This is a genomic window from Pseudomonas kitaguniensis, assembly GCF_009296165.1.
GTDB classification, from domain to species: domain Bacteria; phylum Pseudomonadota; class Gammaproteobacteria; order Pseudomonadales; family Pseudomonadaceae; genus Aquipseudomonas; species Aquipseudomonas kitaguniensis.
On record NZ_VUAZ01000167.1, the window covers coordinates 1 to 11,927 of the forward strand.

General features: G+C 59.4%; 9 protein-coding genes and 1 pseudogene. 3 read left to right on the forward strand and 7 right to left on the reverse strand.

Features of this window, described 5'->3' with window-relative positions; genetic code table 11:
- Nucleotides 1–57 precede the first annotated feature (57 nt).
- Nucleotides 58–1,722, reverse strand: coding sequence for a putative bifunctional diguanylate cyclase/phosphodiesterase (locus F0169_RS24700; protein ID WP_122251802.1), 1,665 nt, complete (start codon nucleotides 1,720–1,722; stop codon nucleotides 58–60).
- Between the two features lie 256 nt (nucleotides 1,723–1,978).
- Here F0169_RS24700 and rep point away from each other — a divergent pair, with 256 nt between their 5' ends.
- Nucleotides 1,979–3,988, forward strand: coding sequence for a DNA helicase Rep (gene rep, locus F0169_RS24705; RefSeq protein ID WP_058413831.1), 2,010 nt, complete (start codon nucleotides 1,979–1,981; stop codon nucleotides 3,986–3,988).
- A gap of 58 nt (nucleotides 3,989–4,046) precedes the next feature.
- Nucleotides 4,047–4,619, forward strand: a complete 573-nt coding sequence (locus tag F0169_RS24710; RefSeq protein WP_003195447.1) for a xanthine phosphoribosyltransferase — start codon at nucleotides 4,047–4,049, stop codon at nucleotides 4,617–4,619.
- 344 nt (nucleotides 4,620–4,963) lie between these two features.
- Here the strand turns inward: F0169_RS24710 and F0169_RS24715 are convergent, their stop codons facing one another.
- The 6 genes and pseudogenes from F0169_RS24715 to dadA all read right to left on the reverse strand — a co-directional run bounded on the left by F0169_RS24715 (nucleotide 4,964) and on the right by dadA (nucleotide 11,078).
- Nucleotides 4,964–6,886 (reverse strand): acetyl-CoA hydrolase/transferase C-terminal domain-containing protein, encoded by a 1,923-nt coding sequence (locus tag F0169_RS24715; RefSeq protein WP_152747885.1) that lies wholly within the window; start codon nucleotides 6,884–6,886, stop codon nucleotides 4,964–4,966.
- Nucleotides 6,887–7,035: 149 nt separating this feature from the next.
- Nucleotides 7,036–7,446 carry a c-type cytochrome gene (locus F0169_RS24720; protein ID WP_152747888.1) on the reverse strand — a complete coding sequence of 137 codons (411 nt, stop codon included), beginning with the start codon at nucleotides 7,444–7,446 and terminating at the stop codon, nucleotides 7,036–7,038.
- Between the two features lie 181 nt (nucleotides 7,447–7,627).
- A complete protein-coding gene (locus F0169_RS24725; protein WP_058413834.1) occupies nucleotides 7,628–8,176 on the reverse strand; it encodes a cupin domain-containing protein in 549 nt (182 codons plus the stop codon).
- 116 nt (nucleotides 8,177–8,292) lie between these two features.
- Nucleotides 8,293–9,375: an alanine racemase gene (gene alr / locus F0169_RS24730; protein WP_152747886.1), complete on the reverse strand. Its 1,083-nt coding sequence runs from the start codon at nucleotides 9,373–9,375 to the stop codon at nucleotides 8,293–8,295.
- Between the two features lie 77 nt (nucleotides 9,376–9,452).
- A complete protein-coding gene (locus F0169_RS24735; protein ID WP_058413836.1) occupies nucleotides 9,453–9,806 on the reverse strand; it encodes a RidA family protein in 354 nt (117 codons plus the stop codon).
- Nucleotides 9,778–11,078: pseudogene (gene dadA / locus F0169_RS24740) on the reverse strand (D-amino acid dehydrogenase). Before dadA ends, F0169_RS24735 begins: the two are co-directional and overlap by 29 nt.
- 155 nt (nucleotides 11,079–11,233) lie before the next feature.
- On the opposite strand from dadA, the gene F0169_RS24745 reads away from it, so the two are divergent.
- Nucleotides 11,234–11,722, forward strand: a complete 489-nt coding sequence (locus F0169_RS24745) for an Lrp/AsnC ligand binding domain-containing protein (protein ID WP_003176896.1) — start codon at nucleotides 11,234–11,236, stop codon at nucleotides 11,720–11,722.
- The last annotated feature ends 205 nt before the right edge of the window (nucleotides 11,723–11,927 follow it).

Below are 11,927 nucleotides of genomic sequence, written 5' to 3' on the forward strand. Positions count from 1 at the left end.
GCAGGCAAGCCAGCTACCACACAAACCCGCCCCCACAGTTTTTATTGGGGTCGCAATTCAACCCAGCAGCGCCTGCTGGCTCTTACCGAAGGTCAAATACTCCACCAATTCCGGCAGCGGCAGCGGTTTGCTGATCAAATACCCCTGCGCCTGGTCGCAACCAAACAAACGCAAAAGCGCCAGTTGCTCGGGGGTTTCCACGCCTTCGGCGACCACTTCCAGGTTGAGGTTGTGGGCCAGGTTGATCATCGCATGCACCAACTTGCGGTTTTCTTCGCGCTCTTCCATGCCGCCGACAAAGCTTTTGTCGATCTTCAGCAACGCAATCGGCAGGCTGTTGAGGTGCACGAACGACGAAAACCCTGTGCCGAAGTCATCCAGCGAAAACCGCACACCCAGGCGGCCGAGGGCGTCCATGGTCTGCTTGACCAAATCACTGCGGCGCATCACGGCGGTTTCGGTCAGCTCAAATTCGAGCCACTGCGCATCCACCCCTCGCTCGGCAATCAGCCGGCTAAGCGTGGAGAGCAATTGGCTGTCCTGGAATTGCCGAAACGACAGGTTGACCGCCATGTGCAGCGGCGGCAGGCCGCGTTCGCGCAGGTCTTGCATGTCGCGCAAGGCTCTGGAAATAACCCAATAGCCCAACGGCACGATCAAGCCACTCTGCTCGGCCAACGGCACGAATTCGCAGGGTGGCAACAGGCCGCGTTCGCCGTGACGCCAGCGCACCAAGGCTTCCAGGCCGACGATATGCCCGTCGTCCAGGTCCAGGCGCGGCTGGTAATGCAGTTCCAGTTCGTCACGGCGCAGCGCGCGGCGCAGCTCGCTTTCCAAATCGGCCAGGCTGCGCGCGTTGGGGTTGATGCGTTCGTTGAAGATATGAAAGGTGCAGCCTTGGGTGCTTTTGGCTTGCTGCATGGCGATATGCGCGTGCCACATCAATGGGTCGGCACCGGCGCTGGCGCGCGCATGCGCCACGCCCAGGCTACAGCCGATCAACAGGCTTTCGCCGTCGACCCAATAGGGCTCGGCCAAGGCTTGCGTGATGCGCTCGGCCATCCATTCCGCACGCTGGGGCGCGCGTCGGGTATCAATCAACAGGGCGAACTCGTCACTGCCCAGGCGGGCCAACTGGTCGCCGGCTTCAAGCTGACTCTTGAGCCGCGAGACCACTTGCAGGATAAGCCGGTCGCCGGCCTGGTGGCCCAAGGCGTCGTTGGCGTGACGAAAATTGTCGAGGTCCAAGTGGCCAAGGGCCAAGCCGCGGCCTTCGTTCTCGGCCAGGCGCGCCGCCAGCAAGGTTTGGAAACCCTGACGATTGGCGATGCCGGTGAGCGGGTCCTGCTCGGCCAGGCGCTGCAAGGTGTTCTCCAGCACGCCCCGTTCGCGAACATGGCGCAAGCAGCGGCGCAAGGTGTCGGCGCTCAGAACATCGCGGATCAGCCAATCACTGACACCGAGCGGAGCCACCAGCGGTTCCTGCTCCAATAGCAATACGCACGCTAAACTGCAGCGGCCGGCACCGGGCTGCAGGTTGGGCGTGGTCAACAACACGGCCGTGTGGTCGTCATCGAACAAACGACTCACCGAGTCCCAGTGGGGTGCGCTGATCAGCACAACCCCATCGCCCATCGGCGCCAGGCACTCGCGCAACAACGCTGCCCACGCTGGCTCATCGGCCAGTAGCAGCAAACGCAAGGGTTCGACAGGCGTAGACAAGCTAGCTCCCTAGACTCTGCAAAATTTCGTTGGCGGCGGGCATTATGACGCGCAGCCTGGTAATCACCAATGATAGGCGTTATCAAATACACTGGCTGTAGGCGTTAGTCGCAAAAAGCCCACACATCCTGCGTCAAACTATCAAAACCGGCAAATTTAGATCGAGCGGTACGTCACACTGTCGTTCTGTGAGAGCACAATTCTGCGAGCCTGTTAAAATGCCCGCCCCTTTGAACAACGACTCCCTGAATTCCGTATGTCCCGACTCAATCCCCGGCAGCAAGAAGCCGTGAACTACGTCGGCGGCCCTCTATTGGTGCTCGCCGGTGCCGGTTCCGGCAAGACCAGCGTGATCACCCGCAAGATCGCGCACCTGATTCAAAACTGCGGCATCCGTGCCCAGTACATCGTCGCCATGACCTTTACCAACAAGGCGGCGCGAGAAATGAAAGAGCGTGTCGGCTCGCTGCTCAAAGGCGGCGAAGGCCGCGGCCTCACGGTGTGCACCTTCCACAACCTGGGCCTGAACATCATCCGCAAGGAGCATGCGCGCCTCGGCTACAAGCCGGGCTTCTCGATTTTCGACGAGGCCGATGTCAAGTCGCTGATGACCGACATCATGCAGAAGGAATATGCAGGCGACGACGGCGTGGATGAGATCAAGAACATGATCGGCGCCTGGAAAAACGAGTTGATCCTGCCGCCCCAAGCCCTGGAAAACGCGCGCAACCCCAAGGAACAGACCGCCGCCATTGTTTACACGCACTACCAGCGCACGCTCAAGGCGTTTAATGCGGTGGACTTCGACGACCTGATCCTGCTGCCGGTAAAACTGTTCGAGGAACATGCCGACATCCTCGAAAAATGGCAGAACAAAGTCCGCTACCTGTTGGTGGACGAATACCAGGACACCAACGCCAGCCAGTACCTGCTGGTGAAAATGCTTATCGGCAAGCGCAACCAGTTCACCGTGGTCGGCGACGACGACCAGTCGATCTACGCCTGGCGCGGTGCCCGGCCAGAAAACCTGATGTTGCTGAAGGTCGATTATCCGTCGCTGAAAGTGGTGATGCTGGAGCAGAACTATCGCTCCACCAGCCGCATCCTGCGGTGCGCCAACGTGCTGATCTCGAACAACCCCCACGAGTTCGAAAAGCAACTGTGGAGCGAGATGGGCCACGGCGACGAAATCCGTGTGATCCGCTGCCGCAACGAAGACGCCGAAGCTGAGCGTGTGGCCGTCGAACTGTTGACCTTGCACCTGCGCACCGACCGGCCTTACAGCGATTTTGCGATTCTGTATCGCGGTAACTATCAGGCCAAGCTGATCGAGCTGAAGCTGCAGCACCACCAGATTCCATATCGCCTGTCGGGCGGCAACAGCTTCTTCGGGCGCCAGGAAGTGAAAGACTTGATGGCCTACTTCCGGCTGATCGTGAACCCGGACGACGACAACGCGTTCTTGCGCGTGATCAACGTGCCGCGCCGGGAAATCGGCTCCACTACCCTGGAAAAGCTCGGCAACTACGCCACCGAACGCAAGATTTCGATGTACGCCGCCACCGACGAAATCGGCCTGGGCGAACACCTCGACACGCGCTTTACCGATCGCCTGGCGCGCTTTAAACGCTTCATGGACAAGGTGCGCGAGCAATGCGCCGGCGAAGACCCGATCAGCGCGCTGCGCAGCATGGTCATGGACATCGACTATGAAAACTGGCTGCGCACCAACAGTTCCAGCGACAAGGCCGCGGATTACCGCATGGGCAACGTTTGGTTCCTGATTGAAGCGCTGAAGAACACCCTGGAAAAAGACGAAGACGGCGAGATGACCGTCGAAGACGCCATTGGCAAGCTGGTGCTGCGCGACATGCTTGAGCGCCAGCAGGAAGAGGAAGACGGCGCCGAAGGCGTGCAGATGATGACCTTGCATGCGTCCAAGGGCCTGGAATTCCCTTACGTGTTCATCATGGGCATGGAAGAGGAAATTCTCCCACACCGCTCCAGCATCGAAGCCGACACCATCGAAGAAGAACGGCGCCTGGCCTACGTGGGCATTACCCGCGCGCGTCAAACGCTGGCCTTCACGTTTGCCGCCAAGCGCAAGCAGTACGGCGAAATCATCGATTGCGCGCCCAGCCGGTTCCTCGATGAACTGCCGCCGGACGACTTGGCCTGGGAAGGCAATGACGACACCCCGACCGAGGTGAAAGCCGTTCGCGGCAACACCGCCCTGGCGGATATACGCGCGATGTTAAAGCGCTAAAATCGACTACTTTTTAATCTACTTTCGGCGCGCATCGCGCCATTAGAGGAAGCTTTCCGTGGAAGCACTGCACAAGAAAATTCGCGAAGAAGGCATCGTGCTTTCCGATCAGGTTCTCAAGGTCGACGCCTTTTTGAACCACCAGATCGACCCGGCGCTGATGAAACTGATCGGCGACGAGTTCGCCGCGCTGTTCAAGGACTCGGGCATCACCAAGATCGTCACCATCGAAGCTTCAGGCATCGCGCCGGCGATCATGACCGGCCTTAACCTCGGCGTGCCGGTGATTTTTGCGCGCAAGCAACAATCCCTGACCCTGACTGAAAACCTGCTGTCGGCGACCGTGTATTCGTTCACCAAAAAAACCGAAAGCACCGTGGCCATTTCCCCGCGCCACCTGACCAGCAGCGACCGCGTGCTGGTGATTGATGACTTCCTGGCTAACGGCAAGGCGTCGCAGGCGCTGATTTCGATCATCAAGCAAGCCGGCGCGACCGTGGCGGGCTTGGGGATTGTGATCGAGAAGTCGTTCCAGGGCGGCCGTGCGGAGTTGGACGCGCAGGGTTACCGCGTTGAATCGCTGGCGCGGGTTAAGTCGCTGGCGGGTGGCGTGGTTACTTTCATCGAGTAACCGGTGCCTGTGTTGTGCCAGGTTTGTTCGCTGCCCTGAAGATCAAATGTGGGAGGGGGCTTGTTACCGATGAAGGTGTGTCAGTCGATTCTTGAGTGACTGATATACCGCCATCGGGAGCAAGCCCCCTCCCACAGTGATCGGGTTGTATCAGGTTTGTTCGCTGCACTGAAGATCAAATGTGGGAGGGGCTTGTTCCCGATGAAGGTGTGTCAGTCGATTCATGAGTGACTGATATGCCGCCATCGGGAGCAAGCCCCCTCCCACAGTGACCGGGTTGTGCCAGGTTTATTGGCTGCACTGGACATCCAGTGTGACCAGTGTTGTGCCCGGTCTATAGCTTGTCAGTGCGCGGTGGCTTGCAGGCCGGCGAGCAACAGGCGCTGATACAAATCCTCTTTCAGCCCTTCCGGTTTATCCAGGCGCATCCGCTTCAGATGCTCTGGGAACGCTTCGGGTTCCGGTGCATCCAGCGCCGCCTTGCCCAGTTCCAAAATCTCCGTCAGCTTGAATTTGCGCTTGAGCCAGTTCAGCGCCCGTAACAGATCCCGCTCCTCATCCGTGAAGTCAGTGCCCAGCGGATACTCGGAAAACAATCGACGATGCCGCGCCTGAATGCCCTTGAGGCGCTCCGGCGTATTCTCGGCAAAGCGCGGGTCGAGTTGAAAGTCTTTGGGCAACTTGCCGGCTTTTTGCGCCTGCTCGATCAAGTCGTCCTGGAACCTGGAGTCGGTGATATTGAGCAGCGCCTCAATGACCTTGGCATCCGTTTGCCCACGCAGATCGGCAATCCCGTATTCGGTGATAACGATGTCCCGCAAGTGCCGAGGAATGGTGCAATGACCATACTCCCAAACAATATTGGAACTGACGTCGCCTTCCGACTCGCGCCAGCTGCGCAGAATAAGGATCGAGCGCGCGCCTTCCAATGCATGGCCTTGGGCAACAAAGTTGTACTGCCCGCCCACGCCGCTGAGCACGCGACCATCCTCCAACTGGTCCGCAACGCCTGCGCCGAGCAACGTCACCATGATCGCGCTGTTGATAAATCGCGCGTCCAGGCGTTGCAGGCGTTTGAGCTCTTCCTGACCGTACAGCTCATTGATGTAGCTGATGCGGGTCATGTTGAATTCGAGGCGCTTGGCGTGAGTCATTTCCTGCAAGCGCTGGTAAAAACTGCGTGGCCCTAGGAAGAAGCCGCCATGAATCGAGACGCCGTCGGGTTGTGCTGCATCATCCAGGGTGCCTGCGTTGGCCTGCTCTTGAGTCGCCACGTCTGGGTAGACCTTGCGCCGGATAATGCCGGCGTCGGCCAATACCAGCAGGCCGTTAACGAACATTTCGCTGCAGCCATACAGGCCGCGCGCAAAAGGCGCGACACCGCCTTCTCGACTGATCAGCGGCGCCCACTGATACACGTCCAGATCCGTCAGCAGCAAACGATAGGCTTCGTTATCGGCCTGGCGCGCCAGCAATGCGGCGGTCAGCGCGTCACCCATCGAGCCGATGCCGATTTGCAACGTGCCGCCGTCGCGTACCAAGGTGCTCGCATGCAGGCCGATAAAATGGTCCTGAAAGCCCACCGGCATGTTCGGCGTAGAAAACAGCGTGGAGCTGTCCTTTTCGTCGAGCAGGTAGTCGAACTCATGCATGCCCAATTCGGCGTCGCCCGGCATGTAAGGCAAATCGGTGTGAACCTGGCCAACGATCAGGATGGTCTCCCCCGCTTCGCGGCGCTTGGCGATCATCGGCATAAGGTCGAGTGTGATGTCGGGGTTGCAGCTCAGGCTCAGGCGATCAGGATGTTCACTGCTGCTGGCAACCAGTTGCGCCACCAGGTTCAGGCCGGCGGCGTTAATATCGCGCGCCGCATGGCTGTAGTTGCTACTCACATAATCCTGTTGCGCCGACACGCTATGCAGCAGGCTACCCGGCTGCATGAAGAATTGCTGCACGCGGATGTTGGCGGGCAGGCTGTCGTTGTGCAGGTCGGCGAGAAAATCCAACTCGGGGTAATCGCCGAAGACGCGTTCGATGAAGGGTTCGAGAAAGCGTTTCTGCACACCATCGCCCAATTCCGGCCGCCCCAGGCTCAACGCGGTGTAAATCGTCAGCGCCCGCTCGGGCAATTTGGCGATGCGCCGGTACAGCGCATTGGCGAACAGGTTGGGCTTGCCCAGGCCCAAGGGCATACCCATGTGGATATGCGCCGGCAAACGCGCCAGTACGTCGTCAACTGCTTGCTCGATTGAACACAACTGCACCATCCGACCCTCCTGAACATTCCATTATTAGGGGTTGGACAGAAAGTGGCAGGTCTTTGCTGCAATGAACAGCCGCGAAACCTTACTAAAGGCGAGATACGCAGGCACAAAAAAACCGCTCGTAAGCGGCATTTTTGGGGAAGAGCGGCAGATTACAGGCCGGACATCTTCATGATGGCGCCTTTCAGGTCGTCATCCGAGCAATCCGCGCAGGTGCCTTTGGGTGGCATGGCGTTGATACCGGTGACCGCCTTGGCCAGGATGCCATCGAGGCCGCCCTGGTGGTCGGCGCGTTCTTTCCAGGCGGCGGTGTCGCCGATTTTCGGCGCGCCCAGCAGGCCGGTGCTATGGCAGGCATTGCAGTGTTTGGCGATGATTTCGTCCGGCGTTTTTGCAGCGCCGCCGCCCGCAGCCACGGCAACGTCCATCCCTTTGCATTCCTGGCCCTGAACACAGACTTGGCCAACAGGCTCCAAACGCTTGGCAATCTCATCATTGGTCGCAGCTTGAGCGCTGACAGCCCATAGGGCTAGTAAGGTTGCTGGTGCAGCCAGCATTTTCATAATCAGGTTCACGCGTTCACCCTCATGGTGGCTATTCACGCCTGCGGCCACGGTTTCACAGGCGTCGAGAGTATAGCGGGTAGCCCGCTCGGCCGAAACAACCCTATTAAACAAAGGGACATTAAGCGCCACCAAATACGGCCGCGGGCGCCTCTACAACGCTGGCAGGGCGCCTCTATGCTTAAAAATTTGCGGGTGTGGCTGCGCTGATTAGTCGCGCCGGCACGTCGAACGGGTTGCGGAAACGGTGCGGCTTGGTGCTTTCAAAGTAGTAGCTATCGCCCGCTTCAAGCACAAAAGTCTCAAGACCCACCACTAATTCCAGGCGGCCTTCCACCAGAATTCCGGTTTCTTCGCCTTCGTGGGTGAGCATCTCTACGCCCGTGTCGGCGCCCGGTGGGTAAATCTCGTTGAGAAACGCGATGGCACGGCTAGGGTGCGCGCGGCCGACCAGTTTCATGGTGACGGCGCCATCAGAGATGTCGATCAGCTCATTGGCTTTGTAGACGATCTGCGTCGGTTTTTCCTGGAGGATCTCCTCGGAAAAGAACTCGACCATCGACATGGGAATGCCGCCCAGCACCTTGCGCAAGGAGCTGATTGAGGGGCTGACACTGTTTTTTTCGATCATCGAAATGGTGCTGTTGGTGACACCCGCGCGCTTGGCGAGCTCACGCTGGGAAAGACCCTTGAGTTTACGGATGGATTGCAGTCGTTCGCCGACGTCCAATGCAGGAGCCTCCTAGGATTCAGGCTTTGTTGTAATTGAGCGTTATCATGGCGACAGCGTTCAGTATTTACAACACCTTGGCCTAAATCCTGGCCGGCCCCGCTCGTGCGCGACTCTCAAGCGCCGGAATAGAGCCTCGGCACGCGGCGCAGGTTGCAGAAGATCTGGTAAGGGATGGTCTCGGCGGCGGCGGCGACATCACTGGCAAGGATATTTTTGCCCCACAGCTCCACCGTGGAACCGAGGCCGGCCTGCGGCAGGTCGGTCAGGTCGGTCAGGTCGACACACAGCATGTCCATCGACACCCGCCCCAACAATTGGCTGCGCTGCCCTGCCACCAGCACCGGCGTGCCTGTGGGTGCGTGACGCGGGTAGCCATCGGCATAGCCCATCGCAACCACGCCGATACGCATCGGTTTTGAGGTGATGAACTTGGCACCGTAGCCCACCGGCTCGCCGGTCGGCAGTTCGCGCACGCAGATGACTTTGGATTCCAGGGTCATCACCGGCTGCAAGCGCTCGGCCACCGCCTGTTCGTCGCCAAACGGCGTGGCGCCGTAGAGCATGATGCCCGGGCGCACCCAGTCACTGGCCACACCCGGCCAGCCCATCACCGACGGCGAATTGCGCAGGCTTACCTCGGCCGACAAGCCTTGGCGCGCCGCCTCAAACACCGCCACTTGTTCATGACTGCGCACGCAATCAAGCTCATCGGCGCGGGCGAAGTGGCTCATCAAAACGATCTTGGCCACTTTCGAGCTGGCCAGCAGGCGCTGATAAGCCGCTTGGTAATCCTTGGGGTGCAGGCCGACGCGGTGCATGCCCGAATCGAGCTTGAGCCACACGGTCAGCGGCGTGCTCAGCCGGGTTTGCTCAATCGCGTCCAACTGCCACAACGAATGCACCACGCACCACAAATCATGCTCGATGATCAGCGGCAGCTCGCTGGCTTCAAAAAAACCTTCGAGCAGCAATATTGGCGCGCGGATACCGGCCGCACGCAGCTCCAATGCTTCCTCGATGCACGCCACCGCAAACCCGTCGGCCTCGGCTTCCAACGCCTGGGCCACACGCACCGCGCCATGGCCGTAGGCATCGGCCTTGACCACGGCGAGGGCTTTAGCGCGCGTAACTTCACGCGCCAATCGGTAATTGTGGCGCAAGGCTTGGAGGTCGATCAGGGCACGGGCAGGACGCATGGCGGCAGGCTTCTAGGCGGCAAAGTGAAGAAAAACCGCACGACCAATAAGGTCGGCGCCGCGAAAGGGGTAAGGGTTTAAGGCAGCGCGGCCACGACCGACAGCTCTACCAGAATCTCTGGTTCGCACAGCTTGGCTTCAACCGTGGCACGCGCCGGAGCCACGCCTTTGGGCAGCCATTTGTCCCACACCGCGTTCATCCCGGCAAAATCGGCGTCGATGTCTTTCAGGTAGATGGTCACCGAGAGCAGCCTGGTTTTGTCAGTGCCTGCCAAGTCCAGCAAACGCTCGATATTGACCAGGGTTTCACGGGTCTGTTGTTCAATCCCGGCGCTCATGTCGTCGCCGACTTGCCCTGCCAGGTACACGGTACCGCTGTGAACGACGAGCTGGCTCATGCGCTCATTGGTGAGCTGGCGCTGGATTGACATGGTGTGCGGACTCCTGGTGGTTGCCATAGCGGGAAATATCGAGGCCTTCGGCGCTGATCTGCGGCGTTTTTTTCGCAATCAGGTCGGCCAACAAACGACCAGAGCCGCAGGCCATGGTCCAGCCGAGCGTACCGTGGCCAGTATTCAGAAACAGGTTTTTGAACGGGGTAGCACCGACAATTGGCGTGCCATCGGGTGTGGTTGGGCGCAGGCCGGTCCAAAAACTGGCCTCGGTCAAATCACCGCCCTGAGGATAAAGGTCGTTGACGATCATCTCCAGGGTTTCACGTCGACGCGGGTTCAACGACAGGTCAAAACCGGCTATCTCAGCCATGCCACCGACGCGGATGCGATTGTCGAAACGGGTAATCGCGACCTTGTAGGTCTCGTCGAGAATGGTCGAAGTCGGCGCCATCGCCGGGTTGGTGATCGGCACCGTCAACGAGTACCCCTTGAGCGGGTACACCGGTGCCTTGACCCCCAACGGCTTGAGCAACGTCGGCGAGTAGCTGCCGAGGGCCAGCACGTAGCGGTCGGCAGTTTCCAGCGTACCGTCGATCCACACGCGTTGACACGGTCACCGGCGTAATCGAGGCGCTGGATGTTCTGCTCGAAGCGGAATTCCACACCCAACTGCTTGCACATTCCCACGAGGCGCGTGGTGAACATCTGGCAGTCGCCGGTCTGGTCATTCGGCAGGCGCAGGGCACCCGCGAGAATGTCGGTAACGCTGGCCAGGGCCGGCTCGACGCGGGCAATACCGGCCCGATCGAGCAGCTCAAATGGCACGCCGGATTCTTTCAGCACGGCGATGTCTTTGGCGGCGTTATCCAATTGGGCTTGAGTGCGGAACAGTTGTGTAGTCCCCAGGCTGCGGCCTTCGTAGGCAATGCCGGTTTCGGCACGCAGCTCGTCGAGGCAATCGCGGCTGTACTCGGACAGGCGCACCATGCGCTCTTTGTTGACCGCATAGCGGCTGGCGGTGCAGTTGCGCAGCATCTGCGCCATCCACAGGTATTGATTGATTTCGCCGGTCAGCTTGACCGCCAGCGGCGAGTGGCGCTGCAGCAACCATTTGAACGCTTTAAGCGGCACGCCCGGCGCGGCCCATGGCGACGCATAACCCGGCGAGACCTGGCCTGCGTTGGCGAAACTGGTTTCCATGGCAGCGGCGGGCTGACGGTCGACCACAACCACTTCAAAGCCGGCCCGCGCCAAATAATAGGCACTGGTCACACCAATGACGCCGCTACCCAAGACCAGAACGCGCATTTTCAGACCCTCATCGCGGCGTGGCCGCTGACGTGTGTTGTTAGAGCAATGATAGGCGCAGTATAAAAAGCAATTGGCAGTGCATTTCACTATATAACTGCCTATATTTGGCGACAATTCTCGGCAAAAACCCTTTTCACAGAGGCGTATCCCCTATGCGTACCAACACCCAGACCAAGCGGGAGCTGGACAAGATCGACCGCAATATCCTGCGCATCCTGCAAACCGACGGGCGCATCTCGTTCACCGAGCTTGGGGAAAAGGTTGGGCTGTCGACCACGCCGTGTACCGAGCGGGTCCGCCGGCTGGAGCGCGAAGGCATCATCATGGGCTACAACGCGCGGCTCAATCCGCAGCATTTGAAGGGCAGCTTGCTGGTATTCGTCGAGATCAGCCTCGATTACAAATCCGGCGATACCTTTGAAGAGTTCCGCCGCGCCGTACTGAAACTGCCGCATGTGCTGGAGTGCCACTTGGTGTCGGGAGACTTCGACTACTTGGTGAAAGCGCGGATTTCGGAGATGGCCTCGTATCGCAAATTGCTCGGCGATATTCTGCTCAAGCTGCCCCACGTGCGCGAGTCCAAGAGCTATATCGTGATGGAGGAAGTGAAGGAGAGCTTGAACTTGCCGATCCCGGACTGACTGAACTCAGTGAATTGTGGGAGGCCCCACTGCATTTTTGATGTGGCGCTGTCGCGCGGCAAGCGGGTTCGGGGTGTTCTTTGGATTTTTGTGCATATCCGTTCTTTGGGGGATGGCTTGTATCGGTTTCGCTCTTACAGCGAGTCACTTTTGATAGATCCGGAAGCCGGCCCAGTCAAAAGTTACCAAAACGCTCTCGCCCCAC